Source organism: Ruficoccus amylovorans, from assembly GCF_014230085.1.
Taxonomy (GTDB): domain Bacteria; phylum Verrucomicrobiota; class Verrucomicrobiia; order Opitutales; family Cerasicoccaceae; genus Ruficoccus; species Ruficoccus amylovorans.
Genome location: NZ_JACHVB010000035.1, coordinates 56560 through 78361, shown reverse-complemented (window position 1 = coordinate 78361; position 21802 = coordinate 56560). Strand labels below are relative to the sequence as shown.

17 protein-coding genes and 1 tRNA gene are annotated in these 21802 nt (G+C 60.3%); 3 read left to right on the top strand and 15 right to left on the bottom strand.

What is annotated here, in order from left to right:
* Positions 1-400 precede the first annotated feature (400 nt).
* From H5P28_RS11940 to H5P28_RS11900, 9 genes are all read right to left on the bottom strand, one after another.
* The gene (locus H5P28_RS11940) at positions 401-1855 is read right to left on the bottom strand and encodes a hypothetical protein (RefSeq protein WP_185675934.1); all 1455 of its coding nucleotides are present in this window, start codon (positions 1853-1855) and stop codon (positions 401-403) included.
* 47 nt (positions 1856-1902) lie between these two features.
* Positions 1903-3375, bottom strand: a complete 1473-nt coding sequence (locus tag H5P28_RS11935) for a sulfatase family protein (RefSeq protein ID WP_221773416.1) — start codon at positions 3373-3375, stop codon at positions 1903-1905.
* 67 nt (positions 3376-3442) lie between these two features.
* Positions 3443-4231: an alpha/beta hydrolase gene (locus H5P28_RS11930; protein ID WP_221773415.1), complete on the bottom strand. Its 789-nt coding sequence runs from the start codon at positions 4229-4231 to the stop codon at positions 3443-3445.
* Positions 4232-4384: 153 nt separating this feature from the next.
* Positions 4385-5050 carry a hypothetical protein gene (locus H5P28_RS11925; RefSeq protein ID WP_185675931.1) on the bottom strand — a complete coding sequence of 222 codons (666 nt, stop codon included), beginning with the start codon at positions 5048-5050 and terminating at the stop codon, positions 4385-4387.
* A gap of 119 nt (positions 5051-5169) precedes the next feature.
* A complete protein-coding gene (locus H5P28_RS11920; RefSeq protein ID WP_185675930.1) occupies positions 5170-6627 on the bottom strand; it encodes a sulfatase-like hydrolase/transferase in 1458 nt (485 codons plus the stop codon).
* Positions 6628-6650: 23 nt separating this feature from the next.
* Positions 6651-8042 carry an MFS transporter gene (locus H5P28_RS11915; protein ID WP_185675929.1) on the bottom strand — a complete coding sequence of 464 codons (1392 nt, stop codon included), beginning with the start codon at positions 8040-8042 and terminating at the stop codon, positions 6651-6653.
* A 189-nt stretch (positions 8043-8231) separates the two neighbouring features.
* Positions 8232-10562 carry a glycoside hydrolase family 2 TIM barrel-domain containing protein gene (locus tag H5P28_RS11910; protein WP_185675928.1) on the bottom strand — a complete coding sequence of 777 codons (2331 nt, stop codon included), beginning with the start codon at positions 10560-10562 and terminating at the stop codon, positions 8232-8234.
* Between the two features lie 195 nt (positions 10563-10757).
* The gene (locus tag H5P28_RS11905; protein WP_185675927.1) at positions 10758-11747 is read right to left on the bottom strand and encodes a LacI family DNA-binding transcriptional regulator; all 990 of its coding nucleotides are present in this window, start codon (positions 11745-11747) and stop codon (positions 10758-10760) included.
* 311 nt (positions 11748-12058) lie between these two features.
* On the bottom strand, positions 12059-13189 hold the full coding sequence (locus tag H5P28_RS11900) for a 6-phosphofructokinase (RefSeq protein WP_185675926.1): 1131 nt from the start codon (positions 13187-13189) through the stop codon (positions 12059-12061).
* A 108-nt stretch (positions 13190-13297) separates the two neighbouring features.
* Between H5P28_RS11900 and H5P28_RS11895 the strand changes: the two genes are divergently transcribed.
* From H5P28_RS11895 to H5P28_RS11885, 3 genes are all read left to right on the top strand, one after another.
* Complete coding sequence (locus H5P28_RS11895) at positions 13298-14629, top strand: PQQ-dependent sugar dehydrogenase (RefSeq protein ID WP_185675925.1); 1332 nt, start codon at positions 13298-13300, stop codon at positions 14627-14629.
* Positions 14630-14814: 185 nt separating this feature from the next.
* Positions 14815-14891, top strand: a tRNA-Arg gene (locus tag H5P28_RS11890).
* Positions 14892-15030: 139 nt separating this feature from the next.
* Positions 15031-15282, top strand: a complete 252-nt coding sequence (locus H5P28_RS11885) for a hypothetical protein (protein ID WP_185675924.1) — start codon at positions 15031-15033, stop codon at positions 15280-15282.
* A 34-nt stretch (positions 15283-15316) separates the two neighbouring features.
* On the opposite strand, the gene H5P28_RS11880 is transcribed toward H5P28_RS11885, so the two are convergent.
* The 6 genes from H5P28_RS11880 to H5P28_RS11855 all read right to left on the bottom strand — a co-directional run bounded on the left by H5P28_RS11880 (position 15317) and on the right by H5P28_RS11855 (position 21799).
* The gene (locus tag H5P28_RS11880) at positions 15317-15571 is read right to left on the bottom strand and encodes a hypothetical protein (protein ID WP_185675923.1); all 255 of its coding nucleotides are present in this window, start codon (positions 15569-15571) and stop codon (positions 15317-15319) included.
* Between the two features lie 40 nt (positions 15572-15611).
* Positions 15612-17129 (bottom strand): hypothetical protein, encoded by a 1518-nt coding sequence (locus H5P28_RS11875; protein ID WP_185675922.1) that lies wholly within the window; start codon positions 17127-17129, stop codon positions 15612-15614.
* A gap of 348 nt (positions 17130-17477) precedes the next feature.
* Positions 17478-18437, bottom strand: coding sequence for a hypothetical protein (locus tag H5P28_RS11870; protein ID WP_185675921.1), 960 nt, complete (start codon positions 18435-18437; stop codon positions 17478-17480).
* Positions 18438-18440: 3 nt separating this feature from the next.
* Complete coding sequence (locus H5P28_RS11865; protein WP_185675920.1) at positions 18441-19046, bottom strand: hypothetical protein; 606 nt, start codon at positions 19044-19046, stop codon at positions 18441-18443.
* An 83-nt stretch (positions 19047-19129) separates the two neighbouring features.
* Positions 19130-20578 carry a phage capsid family protein gene (locus H5P28_RS11860; RefSeq protein ID WP_185675919.1) on the bottom strand — a complete coding sequence of 483 codons (1449 nt, stop codon included), beginning with the start codon at positions 20576-20578 and terminating at the stop codon, positions 19130-19132.
* Between the two features lie 36 nt (positions 20579-20614).
* Positions 20615-21799, bottom strand: a complete 1185-nt coding sequence (locus tag H5P28_RS11855) for a hypothetical protein (RefSeq protein ID WP_185675918.1) — start codon at positions 21797-21799, stop codon at positions 20615-20617.
* Between the last annotated feature and the right edge of the window lie 3 nt (positions 21800-21802).

Sequence of the window (21802 nt, the reverse complement as noted above, 5' to 3'; positions counted from 1 at the left end):
CCTGTTTTGAGGCTCAACAAGCATTAGCAGGAAGGACGGGAAGTGAGGCAGGAGATGGTCAAACTCCCTTGCCTGCGCAAGATGTTTGCAAGAAATGACTCACCTTCTTTCAGTTAGAGCGGTTTAAAAAATACTGTAGCCACAATCGTTAGATGGTTAAATGGCCAATTGTTAATTGTTGGATGTTCAGCGTAGGAAATAACAATTAACCATTTAATCATTTAGCCATTCGGCCCTTTTGCGTCGGCTACGACTTTATTTAAACCGCTCTAAAACGACCTAAGGCATAATCCCGCCCATTCGCTTCCTGTTTTGCGTATCCAAATCTGGATACACTGAACTTTCTCGCCGCGTTCCCCGCTCAAACTGAAAGCAGGGATCGCCGGCGAGTGTCCAGGGATCAGCGCGCGCCAGGGGCGATCTCGACGCGGGTCAGCGAGTACCCCGGGAGCACCAAGCCCTTTGACGGATCAACCGCCCCCGACTTCCGCTCCTCCAGACTGATCTGCGCGAAGCGGCTCGTGCGCCCGGCGAAGCCCTCCAGCGCCAGCGGTTGCGGCTGGCCGGATTTATTCAACACCAGTACAAGGCTTGTGCCATCGTCGAGGAGATAGGTCTGGCGATAAATACCGGGCTGTTCAAAGACCGACTCAAGCAGGCGGCTGCCGGGCACCCCCGCGAAGAGACAAAACATGTCGTAAACCGGTGTCGTCGCGTAGGGCGGACGAGCCTCAAAAATGCTGCGAAAGCTGACATCGCTTACCGTAGCCTGGGGATTGGCATCACCCTCCGGCGGCGTGACTTGCCAGAACGTCGGCCAGATCGCCGTCATGAGGACGCCACTGTCGAGAAACTGCATCAGCATCTCCGACTGCATGAGCGCAGTCTGCCGGGGAGTCGGCGGGACTTCTCCGCTTTTGGCCGGGGCGATGTTCCATTCGAGCACCGCCAGGTCGATCTGCGGATAGCCGTAATCGTGGATAAGCTTGCGCAGGGCATCCAGATCCTCACTGAAGGTCTTGGTTTGCTTCGGGGCGCGCCACTGGCTGCTGTTCAGCATCGGTTGTTGGCTGATCCACATCTCCCAGGTCGAACGCCCCCACTCCCAGTAATAATGCAGCTCGATCACATCGACATCATCCCCGGCAATGTCCAGAAAACGCCGAACCTCATTCGCGTTGCGGGCGCTCCCGGCCTCGAACGCGTTGGCGATAAACTTTAAGTCCGGATCGACAGCCCGCATAGCCTCGGCGTAGAGCACGCACAGCTCTGCGTAATCGTCCTTGGGAAAGAGGTAGTAGTTGCTCGAATGCTTGTGCCAGGGCTCGTTGTCGAGATAGACGTAAGTCAGCGGATAACCTTTTTCGCGGACGTACTCGATCAGCGCGACCGCCTGCGCAATGCCGTCCTCGCGGCGCTTGTTGACCTCGCCCGCGCTCATGTTGATCCCCAGCAACGGCTCCGTGCCAAGCTGCTCGCAGTAGGCAAAATACTCATCCACGTCCATGAACGCCTCGTTCTGCGCCCACTGTTCCTGCGGGAACCAGGTCGATTGCCAATTCTGCTTGAGGTGGTTCGGATTCCAGACATCCACGTAGCCGTTGACACCCGGCTGGTCCCAGTGCCAGCGCGAAGTCTCCTCGCCGCCCGGATAGCGCAGCACGCGCACGCCCATCCGCTCCAGCTTTTCCGGTATGCCGTAGTTTTCCCAGATCGCATCCAGGTCGTTAAAATACGAGAGGTTAATCCCCACCGCATAGGGACTGACCCGATCCTTCGCCTCCGCACCAGAACAGGCGGCGACCATCGCCAACAGGGAAAAGCCCAGGGCGCACAATCGGCCTAAAGCGGTCAAGGAAGGAAACGTGCAGCGCAAAGAGGAGCAAGGAGAGAAGTACGTCATCATGAGTGAGGGTAAGCGTGGTGAGTGTCGGCCTGGATGGCGGCGAGTTCCTCCGCCAGCGATTGCACCCGCGCCGGGCAGTAACTGGCAAGGTTCTCACGCTGGCCGATGTCGGTGGTCAGGTCGTAGAGTTGCGGCTCGGGCGAGAAACCGCTCTCCGTATCCTTGTCGGCAAAACGGGCCGGTCCCGGATGTGGAGGAATATAAATCCAGGTGCCGTGCCGAAGCACGGTGCGAGCGCCGATGCCTTCGGTCACCAGCGACTCGCGCCCGACCTCATCCTGCCCGGTCAGCACCGCACTCATGTCCACCCCGTCCACACAGGCGGCCTGCTCCGGCGCGATCCCGGCCAACACGGCGAGGCTGGTCGGAAGGTCGGCGTGGCTGAACAGAGCGGCAGACTCCTGACCTGCCGGGGCAAGCCCGGGCGCACGGAGAATCATCGGCACGCGCGCCCCCCCGTCGAAAACGCTGTACTTACCCCCACGCAGGGGACCGGACGGACGATGGCAACCACACAGTTCCCGCGCCTGGTCCGCATAACCGTCATCGAGGATGGGGCCGTTGTCGCTGGAAAAGATCACCAGTGTATCCTCGTCCAGCCCCTCGGCCCGCAAGTGCTCGAGAAGCTGCCCCACACACCAGTCGAGCTCGGCGATCACGTCCCCGCGCGGGCCGAGCGCCGTCGCGCCGCGGAAGCGCGGGCTGGGGATACGCGGGACGTGCGGCTGGTGCAGCGCGTAGTAAAGGAAGAAGGGCTGTTCCTTGCTGCGGCTGATGAAGCCCTTGGCGCGTTCGAGGAAAACCTCGGCCATTGTCTCGTCATCCCACTGGGCGGACTTGCCTCCCCGGCAAAAACCGATGCGGCCCACGCCGTTGACAATCGCGTCCCAGTGCTGGCTGTCCGAATGCCACGTAGTCAGCAACTCGGGGTGAGTCCGCCCGGTGGGGACTTCGGAAAAGGGATTCTCCTTCGCATAACGAACCTCCAGCGGGTCGGAGGGATCGAGGTTGGCCACGCGGCGGCCATCCACGTAAACGCAGGGCACCCGATCATTGGTCGCCGCCATGATAAAGGACTCGTCGAAGCCGACATCCAGCGGCGTCGGGCGAATGTCGGCGTTCCAGTCAATCGCCCCCTCACCCAGCCCAATGTGCCACTTACCCACGACCGCGGAACGGTAGCCCGCGCGAGCGAGGATGCGCGGCAGCGTCGGCTCGTCCTCCGTGATAATCATCGGAGCGTCCCCGGCGAGGATCTTCGCCCCGGGATTGCGCCAGGGGTAGGAGCCGGTCAGCAGGCTGTAACGCGACGGGGTGCAGGTCGCAGCCGTCGCGTAGCTGTTGGTGAAGCGCAGCCCCTCGGCGGCCATGCGGTCGAGATTCGGAGTGGGAATACCGGAAGCGCCATAGCACGCCAGGTCGCCGAAGCCCAGGTCGTCCGCGTAGATGATGACGAAGTTTTTAGCCATTACCGTGTTTGTTTCGCTTAACAAGATAGCCCGACGCAGCACCGACCGCAGCAGCATCCGTCGCGCATCAGGGAGCCTGTTCCGGGACCAGCACGCGCTCGACAAAGCCAGGGATCACCTTGCTCGCTCCGCCGCTGACGGTTCCGTGATTGAGCCCCGGCAATTCGTGAAATTCGACCAGGGGGTGCCCGAGGTTCCGCAGGCTGACTGCCATGAGTTCATTCTCCTCGACACGGTTTTTGTACTCAATTTTGCGGTCACCGACAATCAGGCAAACCGGAGGCAAATCCTTGGAAGCGTAGGTGAGGGGCGCGTATTCATCAACCACTACACGGAACTCAGGCCCGGTGTCTCCCCGGAGTTTCTTCACCTTAAAGTGAGTGCTCATCTGCCCGCTCACGCAGATAATCCCGGCCAAATCGTCCGGCGAAAGCCCGTAGGGGGCGAGCCACTGCGGATCCATCCCAACCATCGCCGCCAGGTAGGCTCCCGCCGAGTACCCCGCGAGGAAGACCTTGTCAGGGTCACCGCCGTAGGAGGCAATATTCTCGATCGTCCAGGCAACGGCGGCTGCCGCATCCTCCAGGAATGCCGGAACGTCTGCCTGCGGGGCAAGGCGATACCCAACCGCCACCAGCCCGATCCCCTGGCCCTTGAGCGCGGGAAACGATTTTTTCCCCTCGGTCAAACCTCCCCCATGCAGGTTGATGATGGTGGCAAAGCCCGGCTCACCATCAGGCACATAGACATCGAGCGTGCATATCGTGCGTTGGTAATTGTCGGCAGGCAGTTCCAGGTCGGAAGCCCGGTACTGGATATTGCTTTCAACACGGTCAGCCACAGCTTCGACGCACATGCACAGGGGAAGTGCCAGGGCACTCAGCAAAAGAGTTTTTTTCGTTAGCATAATTTTCATTCAATTACATTAAACACACCCGGACTCAGAACATTTAAACCGGGAGCCAGCATCGATGTTATCAGGAATAACAGCGACAATTCAATCACGCACTCAAAGCTTCGATGAACCGGAGGGCGGCGTGTACTTAAGCTTAAAACCGTCCGCCGCGATGTAGCCGTTTTCATTTCCATTTTTTGACCATTTTCCCCGCAGGGCGATATGCGCGCCCAGCGGCTGCCCGATAACCACATCCCCATTCTTCGTCCGGGTGTTCTTGTCGATGACAAAGGTGAATGTCCACTCCACCCAGGCACCGGAGCGCGGAGCAGGTTTCTTGACGCTCGATGTCGCAGCCACCCCGGACTTCCATTCGTCACCGCCCGCGGTCAGAAGCACGTTATAGTTTTCCGCCCCGCTGAAGGAGTAATCCCCGTCGCCCAGCCCGACGTACACCGTCAACTCGTAAGTGCCGGGCAAGATCGCAAAGTTGTTGCCACCGCCGAACTGCTTCCGTCCGTCCGCGGTGAAACTGGCTGCGTCGAAACGCTTTACCAACCGCTGCCACTCGTTGTTATAGGATAAGGAAAAAAAGCTGCTCCCCGCCTTGGGCGTCAGCCCCGCGCTGCCTTTTTCACCCGGCCACCAGCCCTGAGGATCGCGGGACAGATTGGTCCAGCCGCCTTTGCTGTCAAAAGGGTCGTCAACGATCAGGCTTTGCGCGGACAGCGCGGGAAGGAGCGCCGACAGCGCAAGTAAAAGGGTCAAAGCAGTCTTCATTGTGGGTCTAAATATAATTTTATTATTTAGAAAACAGTTTTATTCTGATTTTTAAAGGCTCGTTCTGTCAAGGGGAAATCACCCGGCTATTGGACGGCACGCGGGGGGCGGTCCAAGATTCACTGCGCACCGGCGGCTTCGACGGAAAACTTCTTGCCGGTCCTCCAGTTATAAACCGGCCAGGCAGGCGGCGGGAGTTGCTCGTTCCACTCCTCGACGGCCCCCTTCACAGACTCCGCCCCGGAAAGCTCGGTTAGCCGGGTGGCGTCATCCTCCGTAGCGGACCCGCTCAGGTCATAGGCGCGGGGTTCGTCCCACTTGCTGGCCGCGATGTATTTGACATCCCCGACCCGCCCCCAGAGGGCGTCTCCCTCGGAAGTCTGTTCGCGCCAAAAGAGCGCCCGCTCCCCCAGTGAGGTATTGGGGTCGGACAGGCAGGGCCACAAGTCCACACCGTCGAGCCCCTCCGGTCGCTCGACACCCGCCAGCCCGAGAAAAGTCGGCAGCAAATCCAGCGCGGAAATCACCTGATCCGACTCCGTGCCCGCCGGAATCCGCCCCGGCCAGCTGATGACAAACGGCACTCGAATCCCGCCCTCGAACGGCGTCCACTTGTGCCCGGTCAGGGGGGCGTTGTCACCGGGGCCTTTAGATGTCGCGCCATTGTCGCTGAGGAAGACGATCAGCGTGTTCTGAGTCTGCCGGTTTTTTTCCAGTTCCGCCAGAATTCGCCCGACGCCATCGTCCATGTTCAGGATCATGGCCAGGTAGGTCGCCCGTTTCCTGGAAATGTCCGGAAAGAGCGCGTCGATGCGGGCGAGGTCTTCCGGCTTCGCCTGATAAGGAGAGTGCGGAGCCGTGTATGACATAAAAAGAAAAAAGGGCTGATGCTCCTTCGCGGCCCGGTCAATAAAGGCCACCGCCTGCTCCGTGAGGTTTTCGGTCAGATAAGTGATCTCGCTCTCGGGCACAATGACACCGTTTTCCTCGATCGACCGCCACTTATCCGGTATCTTGTCGGTCGTGTTGTAGTCCGGAGTGGATACATAGTTCCGTCCGCCGCTGCGCATGCCGTAGAAGTAGTCGAACCCGCGCGCCGTCGGGTAGTACTGCTCGTCATAGCCCAGATGCCACTTGCCGATGACGCCCGTCAGGTACCCCGCGGACTGGAGGTAGTCGCCAACCGTTTTCACCTCCGGGGGAATGCCGAACTCCGTCCACGCGCCCCGCTGCCAGTCCATGTGGGGCGGGTTCGTCCAGTCCGGCGGAAAGTTTTCCTGAAAGCCGAACCGCTGCTGGTTCATCCCCGTGATGAAGCCCGCCCGCGAAGGCCCGCAAACACTGGCGCAGGCGTAGCCCTGCGTAAAGCGCATACCCTGCTCCGCCAGGCGGTCGATGTTCGGGGTCACCTCCCGCAGCTTCCCCTGCTCCTGAAAGCCGACATCATCATAGCCAAGATCATCGGCCATGATGACCAGGATATTCGGGGCGGACGGCTCAGCGGCTCGCGTTGTAGCGGCGGGGCAAACGCCCGCGATCAGGCCAAGAGCCACAGTAAGCGCAGTATTCTTTCGCATATGAAATATATTCAGGGTTAAATTCAGACCGCGCCTCGACGGGCTTCAAGCACCCGGCGGGTTTCATTGGCCCGCTCCTTGGTGATCGGGTACAGTTGCAGCAGGAGCAGGGCGATCAGGTTCGGAATCATGCCGCCGATCACCATGAACAGGCGCATGCCCAGAAATGTCTCCTCCGACTGCTGGCCGCCGTTTTGCGCGTCGAAGCCCACGAAGACCAACACCAGTCCGCCCGCGAAAAAACTCAGCGACACCGCGGTCTTCGTCACCCACCCGAAGACCGCGCTGAACATCCCCTCGCGACGCTCGTGGTGGCGCAGTTCGTCCTCATCGCAAATATCGGCCATCATCGACTGCTTGACCGTGGACACCGCGATCCAGTACAGGGAGCCGAAAATCGCATCGAAGAAAATAAATATATGGTTGCCCGGCTGATAGACAAACCAGCGGATGACGCCATTGAGGATGACGAGGGTGTAAACAATGCGTAGTGTGATGAGTTTACTGGTCCGGCGGGAGAGCCAGAGGATGGCCGGGATCGACATGATGCCGCAGCCTGCATAAGCCGAGGACAGCGCCCCTTTCCAAACCGACCCGGCCACGACATCGCCGTCGAACATATAGTACACCAGCAGGTAATAATCGAGACTGCTGCCCAGCATCCCGGCCACGATCTGGAGCAGCGTCAGCCCGATCAGCACGACGAAGGCCTTGTTCTGAAACGTCTGCCCAACCGTTTTCCAGAACCCGGCGGACTCGTGCGCGGCCACCTCTTTGGCCTGCACCCGGTAATAGCGTTCGCGCCCCCAGATCGCGGGTGCCACCCCAAAGCCCGCAATGAACACCACGGCCACGACCCACATGACTGCGCGTATCCCCGCCACCTGATCGGAGCAAAGCCCCCAGACCAGCAGCACACCGGCGGCGGGAATCAGCCACTGGTAGGTCAGCTCCGAGAGCTTCGTCCAGATCGTGACGTGCCCCATGATGGTCGTGCGCTCATCATAGTTCGGGCTCATCTCAAAGGTCAGACTGGTGTAGGGCACCGAGAATACCGTGAAGCAGGTATAGAAGACCAGCGAGGTAATGATGAACCACGTCATGATCCCGCCCTCGCTCCACCCCGTCGGCACCATCCAAATCATCCCGAAGGATAGCCCCATGAGCAGTGCCCCGCAGAAGATAAACGGTCGGCGACGCCCGTAGCGGGAATGAAAGCGGTCGGAGATGCGCCCCATCACCGGATCAGTGAAGGCATCCCATAAGCGAGGAATCGCCAGCGCCAGCCCAAGCAGGGCCGGGTTCACGCCGAGGATCATGTTGAAAAACGGCATCGCCGTCGCCTTGACGGTCGAGTTACCGTGAAACATCGTCATCCCGCCCAGCCCGACGGCGACCTTTTCCCAAAAGGGCACAACAGCGTTTTCCCGCGGCTGAACGCCGGAATCGCCAGCGGATTGAGCCGGCACATCTTGGGGTGGGACAATTTCCATGAAACAAAGGGGTACAAGGTTGATTCATCATCGCGCACGGCGCCTGTCACGCCTTTTCACCGGGCGCGGACGGAGCATACCGAAAGTGGTTTCGCGACGAGAATAAAAAGATTACGATGAAAGCCGATGGTGAACGGGAGCTTCGTCCGCCAGCGGACACGGTTTTATTTCGTAGTTAAAAACGGATACATCAAGCCCCGTCACCTCCGCGCTGATCATCAGGGTGCCGGGCTCTCCGGTCGTCTGCACCAGAAAGCTGAAAATCCCTTCCTCGCAGTATGGGGGATGGCCGCCTATCAATCGGCCCGGCCCGCTGAGAATAACCGCGATCCGCAGATCGCTCAACGGACAAACCGTGCCTTGCGCATCCACGATACGGCCATGAACAATCAGCAGATCCGGTTGACCGCTTACCGACGGCACGCCTTCCTCGTCCACCGTCCACTCAACCGCGCGCGCCCGACCCGCAGTCGAGACCGTGTGGCTGGCCACCACGCGCCCACCGATCAGCCCGCGCGCGGCCAGCGTCCCAGGTTCAAAGCGCTCCAGCGTGAAAAGACGCGGAGGATGCGGCAGATGAGGATAAGCCTCAGGAACGGACACCGGAGCTACCGGACGGCCATTGAGTGTCAACTCGACCGCCTCGCAGTTGCTGAGCACGTGAACCGTGAGCGGAGATTGCTCCGTCCAGTGAGAGGCAATGAAAACCATCGGCTCCATCACGCCAGTTCCCATCGGCTCACCCGCGTCGCGCTGACTGCGGTAGAAATAATGCGTGAACTTCGGGTAGCGGAAATAATCGCGTACCCCCATGGTGGACAGTTCCGGTGAAAGGCTGCGCGCATGGTCGCAAAAGGCCCATTGCCCGCAGGCAATGGCGCGGGTGGTCAGATTCTCGTCCAGAGCCTCCATGAAGTTGCCCATCTTGCGCAACAGGCCAGCATCGCCGTCCTTGCGGGTCTTGCGGCTGTTCAGACACTTCTCCTTCAGACCCTCGCCGGTTTCCTGGGAAAAGCCCTCGTTGGCCGCGTAGTATTCCCAATCCCCGTATTCGGAGATAATGAGCGCCTTCTCCCCGTTGCGATACGTGTGCAGGCCGCCGTGCTGACGGGCACGCAGATAGATGTCGTAATAGTCCATCCAGCCGCAGGTGAGAAACTGGTCGCCGGGATACTCCTCGTGCCCGATCCGGTCCAGCGCAGTGGCGAAATCCTCCGGCATGTCCGTCTCATTCAGCGACAGTTCCCAAAAGCAGACACTCGGGTGGTTGCGGTCGCGGCGGATCAACTGGCGTGCGTGCTCGTAGCAATTTTCACGAAACCGCTCCCCACCCATGAACTGCCATCCGGGGATGCAGTCCATGACCACGATTCCTAGTTCGTCACAGGCATCCAGAAAGCTGACAGACTGCGGATAATGCGAAAGCCGCACATAGTCGAACCCGCTTTCCTTCAGGCGGCGTGCGTCCCGCACCTGGGCGGCGTCGGGGACAGCATTGCCGACATAGGGGTGGTCCTGATGCCGGTTTGTCCCCCGCAGGCGGTGGACCTTTCCGTTGATCCGGAAGCCTCCTGAACGCGAAGCCTCGATCCGGCGGATGCCGATGCGCTCGCCCACCCGGTCAATCACGGTGCCGCCTTCAATTAACTCCACTTCCAGGCGGCACAACTGCGGAGAGGCGGGCGACCATAAACGTGGTTGGCGGACAAGCAGATCCATCTCCACCTGCTTACCCGTGCCCGCCTCCACCCTCACCTCTTCCGAATCCGAGGTGGCGCACACGCTCCCATCTGGGCCAAGTACCGAGCAGCGGACCACGCACGTACGTGCGCTATCCCCGGTATTCGCCACGTGTGTCCGGGTCGAGACGATGGCCGTGTCTTCTTCCGCCACCGGATAACTCACCAACACCCCGCCCCCGGCGAAGTCTCCCGTCAGGTTCGGGCTGGTGATGTGCAACTCGTTGCAAATTCGCATCTTCGCCCCGCGATACATACCGCTGTACAGGCAAAAATCCTGGCTTTCGTAAGGCTTGCCGGGCGGAATGTCGGGGTTGTAGCGGTTGCTGAGTCTCACCGCGACGAGAGGATTTTTTCCCGGCACGAGCCAGGGAGTCACATCCAGCACCAGCGGCAGATAGCCAGAGCAATGATGAGCCACCTCCACTCCATCGACATACAGCCATGACTCCTGCATCAGCCCCTCAAACTCCAGATAACAGCGCTGGCCGGGGCACCAGTTCGCCAGGTCGAGCTGCCGCCAATACCAGCACTCCCCCACCCACATATCCGCGGCATTGAGCTTATGCTGCCGGGGAATGTGCGGCAAATCCACCCGGACCCCCTTGTCTTCAGCGGCGGGCACACGGCCAAGGCTCCCGCTCTCCCGGGCCAAGGCAAATTGCCACCCCCGGTTCAGGTTACGTTCATTTACCGCATCCATTATGCCCAGCGTTACCATGTATTACTCTTTATTCAATAATTAATTTTATAGTAAAATTGTTTTATTATTGAAGCCTAAAAACTCCTCCCCCTACAAATGGAAGCGAACGCCCCGCCTTCACCACTCCCTATCAGGGCCTGCCGAACCTAACCAGACCCGTGCGGGCTGATCGCCAATCCCGCCGAAAAAAAGGGATCAGACGGATTCGCGCACGATCAGCTTGACCGGCAAGGTGTAGTGTCGCGGCTCGACCTCCACCCCGTCTGCCAGCTTGATAATGAGGTCCGCTGCCAGCCTGGCCATGTCGCGCAGCGGCTCGGCCACGGTCGTCAACGGCGGATTCTGAAAAATCGAAACCCCTTCGTTCTCCCCGCCGATGACGGACACGTCCTTCGGAACCTCCTTGCGCATCACATACTGAAGCACGTGCATCGCCTCCACCGCCTGCATGCTGGAGCCCGGCACAAAAAGCGCGTCCGCCCCGTTACGCAGGGCGCGGGTCAGGGAGGTATAGGCCAGACTGCCCTCGGGGTCGAGTTGGAGCAGCCGGGGATTCGGCTCGATTCCGGCCTTTTTCATGACAGCCGTATAGCCCTCCATCCGGACGCGGTTCGGCGGGCAATCGTTACCGATAAAGGCCAGCTTGCTCCGCCCGTGCTCCAGAAAATGCTCCGCAGCCAGCTCGCCGCTGCGGTAGTGGTCGGAGTTGACAGTGTACTGCTCGGCCGTGGCCTCGAAATGGTCCATGTACACGACAGGGATTCGCTTCTCGACCGACTTGAGCAGTTCGAGGATCTCCTTTTCCGCCGACACGGTAATGGCTCCGTCCAGGTAGTAGTGGGGCAGCATCTCGACCGGATTTTCCGGCAGCAGCACCCCCACATTTTTACCCGACAGGTTAAAAGTCGTGAAGGCCGAAAGACTCGCCGAATAGCCCCCGATGCGGTCCTGAAAACTCGGCTCGGTAATGATCGCCACCTCGCGGTTGCGGACCGACGACTGCGGGTTCAACCCGATTTTGTGGGCCAATTCCAATACCTTCTCACGGGTCTGAGGGTGAACTTTGTCCCGGTTGTTCAGTACCCGGCTCACCGTCCCGGGTGAAACATCCGCTAGCCTGGCCAAATCATAAATGGTCAGCCGTTTCGCCTTTTTGGGCGATTGTTTAGATGTTTCTTTTTTCATTAAACTTCTATCATCAAAAAGCAGGGCACATGTCAAACGGGTTTAAAGGTGCAATCTCCGATAGACTCTGCCTCCGCGTGCCACCTACACCTCTTTCGGCCTTCGATTGGCCTTGAACAGTATAAGCAATATTGTGCGACAAGCGTCAAAGAGTTTAATCAACCGGCCCTTTCATTCGGCGTCTCTTTACGGTTTCATGCTCCGCATCCGGTCACTCGCCGGTTGTGGGCTTCGTGAGCATGAGTCCTGTGCACTAGCCGCCTCGCCAACGCCAGGCTCACGCAAGTCTGAAGTTACCCCGCCTCCCAAGCCTAGCGATCCCCGAGGCAAGTCTCAACCAGCATGGCGGCCTCCAGCCAGCCGTGATCGCGGGGAACGGTTTTGATGACCCCGGCCACTTTTTCCAGCGGCACCGGCACGGCCTGTGTGCCCCTGACAGCGACCATCTTGTTATAATGGCCTTCGGCCAGCAGGCGGCCAGCCGTCGTCCCGAGCAGGGTGCATAGCAGGCGGTCGCGCGCGGAGGGGGAGCCACCCCGCTGGACGTGGCCGAGGGAGGTGGTGCGCGCCTCCAATCCGGTCAGTTGCTGGAGTTCGCGGGCGATGCGGCTGTCGAGTGATTCCTGCACCAGATGCGGCTCGCCCGGCTTGTGCTTGCGCTCGGCCACCTTTTTCTTGGCCTGCTTCTTTTTCTCCCGCTGCTCCTCGGACTGCGTGGCCTCGGCCTTGGAAACGGCCCCTTCGGCCACGGCGATGATGGAAAAGCGCTTGTTGTGCTTGCGGCGCTCGATCAAGTGCTCGGCTACAATGTTCAAATCATAGGGGATCTCGGGAATCAGCACCACATCGGCACCACCAGCGACCCCTGCCCCGAGGGCAAGCCAGCCGGCCTTGTGCCCCATGAGCTCGCAGACGATGACCCTGTGATGGCTGGTTGCGGTTGTGTGGAGCCGGTCAATCGCGTCGGTGGCGATGTTCATCGCCGTGTCGAAGCCGAAGGAAACATCCGTCTCGGCCACATCGTTGTCGATCGTCTTGGGCAGGGTGAGCACGTTCAGCCCGGCCTTCTGCATGCGCAGGGCGTTTTTCTGGGTGCCGTTGCCCCCGAGGCAGACCAGGCAGTCGATCTGCTGCGCCTTGGCGTTGGCCACGGCGACCTCGGTCATGTCCAGCACCTGATCGCCCATCGGCATCTTGTGCGGCTTGTCCCGACTGGTCCCCAGAAGCGTGCCTCCGAGCGTCAGGATGCCGGAAACCTGCGCATCCTCCAGATGCACAAAGCGGTTCTCGACCAATCCGCGGAAACCGTCCATCACGCCAAGGACTTTGATCCCGTGATGCATGGCGGACTTGGCCACTCCGCGGATGGCTGCGTTTAACCCCGGGCAATCCCCACCAGAAGTGAGAATGCCGATACACTTGGTTTTCGGCTTACGGGCCATAGATGTGGAAAGTTATACCGGAGCACACATGCCTTTGACAAGTTAACTCTCAGCAACGACATTAGCGGCCCCGCACCGCTCGATAAAAACAACTCATACGCAGTCGCCATGAACCCAGTTCGCAACCTCCTTCTCAGCCTCCTGCTCCTGCCTTTGCCGCTGACCGCCCAGCTCCCCAACCAGAACCCCGCCCAGCCTCCGCTGGCTCCCGCCGCAGACGGGCTGAGACTTCCCGCCGGATTCAAAGCCGAAGTCGTCCACCCCGGCGTCGGCCCCGCCCGCCACCTCAGCGTCCGCGCCAACGGGGACATTTACGTGCGCCTGAGCAAGGAAACCGAAGGCGGAGGCATCGCCGCCCTGCGCGACACCAACGGCGACGGTACTTACGATCAGGTCGAGTATTTCGGCCCCGGTACCGGGACGGGTATCGCGCTGGCCACCGTTCCCACCACCGCCGGTGACATTGAATACCTCTACTACTCCACCGCAACCGAGGTGCTGCGCCAGGAATTCGCCGGGCGCGAACTCGTCCCCGCCGGGCCGGTTGAAACCGTCGTCGAAGGCTTCCCGCGCCAGCACGCCCACAACGCCAAATCCATCGCGCTCGACGGCGAGGGCCGGCTCTTTGTCAACTCCGGCGCCCCCTCCAACGCCTGCCAGGAACAACCTCGCACCCCCGGCTCAAAGGGCATCGTCAACTGCCCCCAGCTTGAACAGGGCGGCGGCATCTGGGTCTTTGACGCCGCCACGACCGACCAGCGGCAGACCGACGGGAAACGCTTCGCGACCGGCCTTCGCAACTGCGTGGCCCTGGCCTGGAATCCGGCCGCCAACCAGCTCTACACCGTCATGCACGGGCGCGATCAACTCGATTTCCTGTTCCCCAAGCTCTTCTCCCAGGAAGACAACGCCCGCCTCCCCGCCGAGGAAATGCACCTGCTCAAAGAGGGCAGCAACGCGGGCTGGCCCTACACCTACTGGGACCCCTTCGCCAACCGGCGCATGCTCGCTCCCGAATACGGCGGCCAGCCGGACACCGCCTGGAAACCCGGCCTGATCCGGGGGCTCGACGGGGGAGACGACTTCCAAGCCCCCGTCATCGCTCTTCCCGCCCACTGGGCCCCAAACGCACTCGTCTTTTATACCAGTTCCCAATTCCCCGAGCGCTATCAGGGCGGCGCGTTCATCGCCTTCCACGGCTCCTGGAACCGTGCCCCGCTCCCGCAAGGCGGGTACAACGTGGTCTTCGTTCCCTTCGACGGCGAGCAAGCCTCCGGCGGTTGGGAAAACTTCGCTGACGGCTTCGCGGGCGAGCCCGAAGTCATCAGCCCCGGCTCAGCCCGCGCGCGCCCCTGCGGCCTGGCCGTGGGCCCCGACGGCAGCCTCTACATCAGCGACTCTCGCCAAGGCCGACTCTGGCGTATCAGCTACGAGGATTAAAAACTGCGCACATCCCGCTACCACTTCAAAGCGGCCTAACTCCCAACCCCCGGTTTCTGAATATGCAGCCCGCCGCTGTTCAACCGCGAGCATTTCTGCTCCGAAAAAATAAATGCGTTTTTTGTGAAAGTTCTGCTTGCCAAGCCCCCCTCCCCTCCTTTGAATCCCACGCTTTCCTCAAGCGTGCACCCGTAGCTCAATTGGATAGAGCGCCTGACTACGGATCAGGAGGTTAGGGGTTCGACTCCCTTCGGGTGTGCCATTTGAGTTTCAAGCACTTACGAGTGCGCTTGGCCTAAGATTGACTTTTCTTAAAAGCCGCTTATGTATCTCTTATGTAAATTCAGTCATACGAGAAGCGGGAGGGTCAAATGGAGCGGTCGGATCAGGAAAAATTTCTCTTGAAGGTCAAAAACCACCGGGAAAAGATCAGGGATGAACTACACGAGACGGTTGGCAAGGTGCTGGACCGCGAGTTGAATACGGTGCTCATGGCCGCTTCCCTGAGCCACAAGAATACCGCCTCCATGCGGATTGATCTGGATTGGGACTTCTCTAAGGGAAAACTCTCCGTCGCTGCCGATGTGGTTATCCCCTCCACCATTGCCCGCTATCTTCACACCGACGTGATTACCGGTTTTAATGGAAGGTGACATCAGCTTTACCCCCGTCCTGCAGGCGCTTGGCCTAGACCGGCGTCAGGTGCTCAAAATGCTCGGGAAAGACCCCGACGAGCCGCTGGCCGCGCAGGAGGATTACCGGCGGGACTGCGAGTCCAGGTATCAGAGCCTGCAGGGCAACAACAACGTCTCTGGCGTCGGCATCATCAGCCTGGCCGACATCTGCATGATGCACGCCCTCAAGCCTTCCATGCGCTCCCGCCAAACCCTGATCGGCCTCTACGGAGTCACCCACGAGGCCGTAAACAAGAAGCAGCGGCATCTGGGAATAGAATCCCCCAAGTACAGCCGCTATTTAATGGCTAGCGTGCGACCGAACGGGCCGGGACATACCCAATCGAGAGCGAACGCAGGACAAACGGCTTGTCCAGAAAGCCAATCAGCACGAGCCGAAGCTGTATGCGCTTCCCTCCCGCGTTTGTCGATAACACGCACTGAGCATTCGGGTAGAGCAGCCCGCGATGAATTGTACGCTCAAAGCCATCATCCGAGCGCACGCTCGCGTAGGCGTAAACGTGCGGGTTGCGGTCGAAGGTCAGCCTGATCTGGCGAAACATCTTGCGGATGCTGGGAGCTCCAAGGTCGAGCCAGGGCGTTTCCAGCACCGACAGCGAAGCGTTGCGAAAGAACTCCCCCTCTATGATGCGTTCGGTAAGCCCGACGACTTTCAGTTGCGAATAGGACTCCAGCTTTAGCTGCCAGGTATCGATGCCGGATGCTCTCCGGTTGATTGCAAATTCGCCATCGCCGACGACCACCGTCGGGTTAAAGCCGCCGACGGCTTCAGCATTCGTGTAGGCACCGCCTATTGCCGTTCCAATCGGCTCCACCGTTTCGGGCGAAATATCGTCGGTCAAGCCGAGGTCGGCGTAAATCAGGTAGCCCTCCGAGTTGAGACCCACCAGATAGCGGTTGGGCGTGTCGATAGACCCCACCAGCGTCATGCAGCGCAGATTTGGGCAGAGCATGGGGCCTGTCACCTGCTTGGTCTGCTCGTTGTAGCACCATAACCCCATGCGGATTTCCGACTCATGATCTTCCCCGGCTTCGCTCTGCGCACGTTTCGGCATCCGTCCGAGCATGTACACGAGCCCGCGGGAGCGGTCATAGGCGATGTCAAAGAGGTGGGCCGTTGCAGGGGTAGCCGCAAGCTCAACATCCATGTCCCGGTTCCACTGACCGGCAGCGTGCGCGGTAGCCGTGTCCACCTGCTTGGCGAAGCGCTTTTCCGGCGGTCCGGTACGCACGGCTTCATCCCGGTAAAGCTCTCCGTCGGTCCCCAGGTAGTAGCTGGAAAACCCGTCACGGTCTTTCACGCAATGCGGGTTGATCGCTCCGGCGTTGGCTGTGCTCGGGCGCTGAATGGCCGTCCACCCGTCATTCGTGTTTGTAAACCCGAACAGATCGACAACCCCGGCGTCCGTATGGACGCTGTAATAGTCGTTCATGGCCGAAATCGCCGTGATGCGGGTTGCGCCCGTCTGGACGATGTCCACGTAGGAGGTATCCAGCGATTCGACGCCAAAGAGCAGCCCATGCTGGTCGGTGGCCTGTGCGCCGATCCAGACACGTAAGGGCTGAGCGGCGTTGCCAGCGGCCAAGATGCGGCGATCAGCCGTCAGGGCAAAGCAGGTACACGGCGGGAAGTTTTCAACGGCCTTGTCGTAAAAGTCGCCAGGGGTGCCTACGCCTAAAACGCTAACCCCACCAACCGCAGCCGTTGTGATATACCGGTTTGATAGAATTCCATTGCCCAGGAGCAGATAAGGGCCGATGCGTGAGGCATACCATTTCTCAGTCGAAGCGTTAGTGATAGCCATTCCACTGAGCCCCTGCGGAGTAACTGCCTGAGATGTATCTACACTTGATCCATTCAAGCAGTAATCCGTCAAGCAATGAATATCCCCTGACGACGACATAAATACAATGCGGGCAGATCCAATCTCGGCATTATAGGCAAAAATACGGCCTAAGGGATTATAAATTGTAACCTTTAAGGGCTCTCCGAACCCATCCTTGAAATATCCCCACTTCGGCCCGCTCGATAACGCTCCCGCCGGATACGGCATGACGCCGACGGCCCGCCTGAAAGTCCCTGCTCCTGCTTCCGTGGAGTCCTGTTGCGTCGATACGCCGAGCAGATTCGTGATGTCGAAGTAGTTCATGGTTTACCAGCCCGGCGGCATCCGGAGCGTTCCCTTTCTCACGCGCTGGGTCTTGGACAGGCTCTTGATCTGCGCCCGGCCCCGCGCTGCCTCCACCTGCAGCCCCTGGACATTGCTCACCGGGTAGTCCTCAAACACGTTGGCCATCGACTCCTGAGCCAGCGCCCGAAAGACCGAGTCGTTCACGCCGGGAGGAAGCGGGATCTGGTCAGCGTCAGAGGCTACCTGAGGCACCACGTTCACGCGCAACTGGATCGAGACAGCCACATCCGGAAGCGGGTAGATGAAGAGCCGCTTGCTCACGCTGAGGTTTGCCAGCGGGCTGAAAGCGGCGTCGTCGATGAAGTAGAAATACGGATCGCCCAGGTCGTACTCGTTTCCGCGCTCAAAGGTCCGGCGCGGATAGTCGTAGGCCCGGTAGTAGTTGCGCAGATCCGTAAAATCCGCCGTCCAGTAGGCGCGGTAGAGCGTTTGCTCGTCCACCCCGCTGATCGCCTCAAGCGGGCCAATACCGACCGCCTGCGGCACACCGATCACGCCGACAACATCGTTCTCCAACGTGGCGCAGCAGAAATACACGGTGCCCTCGACCGTCCCGCTCGGCCCGTTGTAGGGCTGGGTAAAGCAATCGGCATTGCTACCGTCCTTCCCGGCGTAGTTATACCAAGACTCGCCCGTCTTGATGACGCAACCGGCCTGCGAATTGTCGAAGGTGTGCCCGACGGCCGTAAAGGTAGCCGCCCCCTCCGTCACGGTCAGCGTCACGGACTTGGGGGCGGGCATCCGATAACCGCGGTTGCGCTCTGACCATTTCGGCCGGCTGCCATCTTCCGGGGCGTAGATACGGGAAAGAACGCCGTTGACGACGCTCCTGATCCGGTTCCGCGAAGATTGCGGAAGCTCGCTGACGGACTCCACTCCGAGCGGAGCCGCCAGCATGTCTTCGATGTCGCCGACCGTCATGGCTTAGGCCTCCGCCTTCGGGCTGTCGCCTTCCTCCGCCTTGGCGTCTTCAGCTTCGGGCGCGGTACCCTCGCCTGCTTCCGCTTGGGCGTCGGTTTCAACATCAGCCTCCGGGGCTTTGTCGGCCTCCTGATCGCTGGCGGCGGCGGTCTTCGGTTCCACCTCGGCCTCCGCCTTCGGCAGGTCGTAGGCGTTGATAAGATGTTCCTGCGCATCGTAGTAGATGTCGAGCAGCTTGCGCATGCTGCTGTCGGTGTTGCGCCCGTCTACCTCGATGCCGAGCGACTTGCACATGTCAACGAGTTGATCCTTGGGCAGCCTGCCGTAAGAAGGGCGGCTCCACTCGCCCGTTGCCTTACGCGGCTGCGCGGTCAGGGCGTGGAAGGCGTCCTTGTCCACCACCAGCGAAATCTTGGCCCCGTTCGTGTTGTTCACGATAGAGTCGATTTCCGCCTGGAGCTTTTCCGGCGAATCGGAAGCCAGTTCGTGCGTGTAGCAACGCAGCTTCTGGTCGGCCTTGAAGGGGTACAATTCCTTGCGCAGGCCGTCGAGCTTGCGGAACTGCCGGTGAGTGATCGTCTCGTTCAGGATTTTCAGGATAATTTTCATGGTGCGTCTTGGCTTTAAAAGGAAAGGCCCCCCGCCTTTGCGGGACGGGAGGCCTTGTTTGCGTTGTGGATTGGTGGAGAGGATTAGGCGGACATGTCCACCAGACTGACCCCCGGGATTTCGACCGCGTGTTCGAGCACCTGGAAGTTCGGGAACCGCCCGATGGTGTCCTTCGGCGAGCCGTAGCCGCGGATGCCGTGGATGCCCCGGCCCTTCACCCGATCGTAGTCGTCCGAGTGCTGGATGGGCTCGGCATCGTAAGCGCCCTTGGCCAGGAGCAGCGCTTCCGCGCCCATGGCGATGGACCAGCCCAGCGGAACCCCGTTCTTGGTGCAGGGGATGATGAGCGAGTCCGAGGGGTGAGCGTTGGAGTACCGCGCATTGTCCGTCGGCAGGATCGTGGCCACCTCGCGGGTCACGCTCGCCAGACGGTTGCCGTTGTTGTTGGCCGCCGTGTAGCTGATGCCCTCGTACTTGCCATCGGTCAGATTGTAGATGATCGCGTAGTACGTGTTGGCATCCGCCGGGGTCGATTCGCCTTCGTAGAAGGTCCAGCCAAAGCCGGGGAAGTTCGCGAAGTAGTCGAACAGCGCCGGATCGGTGCGGGAGGCGTCCGAGTTGCGCAGACCGCCGCCGGTGATGGTCGTGGCGCTTTCGTCCGCCAGCGCCTGCCCGAGGTGGGCAATCGGCTGAATCGGACGGGCCAGACGGCCGGTCGAGGAGCTGATGACGACGTTATCGCGCAGAACGACCGTGTTCTTCCACTGCGGCAAGCGCCCCGTGAAATACGGGTTCTTGTCACCGCGGGCAGCCGCTTCGCGCATGACATCGCGGAACTTCTGCTCGTCCTCGAGGGAGGCGGCATTTTGCCAGGTGGAGAACAGGATGTACTGCGGCACTTCGCCACCGTACTTTTCCTTTTCCACGTAAATCGGCGTCGCGCCATTGGTAATCAGCGCCTGCTGCATGTACTCGATGCCGCCGGTGTTGAGGGTGTCGGCCAGCGTCAGGTCGTCCTGGCTGGTGCGGTTGTTCACCCGCTTCATGTTGCGGGGCGCAACCAGACGGGCGATGCGCAGGAACATCTGCTGAATGTCGTCCGTCTCCATCTGTCCCCACCAGTTGGCGCAGACCGAGTTGGCGAGCTGTTCGACGCTCATGTCGTCCCCGCGCAGGCGCAGGAACTGCAGGAGTTTGTTGTAGGAAACCGCCCAGGCCCGTTCGCCGACCGTGACCCCGTAGGTGCCGAAGTCGAAGATATTGGTGTGGGTCTTGAGTTCCTCTTCACCCTTGCGCCCCTGCCCGCCGAGTTCGGCGGTAGTCGTAAAGGTGACGGTCTCGCCGCCCATCTTGTTCAGGTCGGTCTTCTCGCAGATGGGCATACCGGAGCCGTCCTGGCCCATCAGCGGCTTGAAGGGATTCTTGTTCCTGGCGTCGTGCTTGATTTTACGAGACCAGATTTTCTTGGCGAAGTTGGGGTCTTTAGCCTTCAACTCGCTCAGGAGAGTGACTTTATCGAGTTCGATACTCATGATGTGAAATGATTAATTGGTTGCGGTTGAGTGTGGTCAGCGCGTGCCCATGACCTGCTTTTTGCCGCCGAACAGACGTGCGGTTGCCCGCGTACGCTCCCCGGGAGGGAGCCTGTCGATTTCCTCGAGCGCCTGGTCGATCAGTGCCTCTTGCTCTGCCTCGGACTTCGGCAACTGGACTTCCGGGGGCTTGGTGCCGCGCTGGGAGTCCAATAGCTTTGCCTTGGAAAGCTGCTGCTTGCCTTGGGGCTGTCGCTGCGGTTTGGGAGCATCAGCACTTGCCTTGCGGCCCTCGTCCTTGGCGGGGCTTGTCGCGGGGGTGCCGTACTGCTCTGCAAATTTGTCGGCCAGAACTTCGATCCAGTTCGGGCGCATAAAGACCGGGTCGTCTGCCCGGTGCGTGCTGATGAAGCCCTGAAAGGCCAGCGATTCGCGGCCCGTTTTCCCAAGTTCGGGATACTTGCCGATCATCCGGTTACGGGAGTCGGCGGCTTCACGCTCAAAGCTGTTCTGCTTTCCGGCCTCGTAGGCCTCGATCCGCAGTTCGATCCGGCCCTTTTCGAGCATCTTTTGGGTGAACTGCTTGGACAGCTTCATCGCCGTGGCCGTCTCCAGGTCTTCATTCGCCTGGTCGATCTGCTTTTCGAGTTCGGCCATTTCTTCGTCGAGGGTGGCCATCTCCTGATTCCAGCCCTCAACCTTGGTATCCTTGACCGGTTCGGCCTGAGCCTGCTGCTGCGGTTGCCCATTACCGGAAGCCGGTTGCTGCTTGGCCCGCTGAAGCTCGAAATACTCGGTGATCGAAATGCCCAGTTCCTTCGCCGCCAGCACGATGTTGAGGTCTTCGTCAGAGGCGATACGCACACGCGCCGAACGATGCTGCCCCTTGTCCTCTTTCTGGGGTTCGCCCTCGGGATTGTCGTCGCCGACCGGTGTTTCTTCCTCTTCGTCCCCTGCCGCTTCTTCTTTGGCGGGCGGTTCGTCGTCTCCTTCAACGACTGCTTCTTCCTTCGGGGTTTCCGGCGGCGTTTTGCCGAATTCGGCGATGATGTCCTCCACGGACTTGTCACCCAGCAGGGCGTCCTGCACGGCATCGTCGGAAACATCCACCCCGTACTCTTGCAGAGTTTCAAGGGCGGATGTGGTGTCACCGCCAGCTTCCGGGCGCTCGGGCTCCTGGACGTTCTGGCTATCGGTGGGCTTGTTGGCTGCGTCTGACATTGT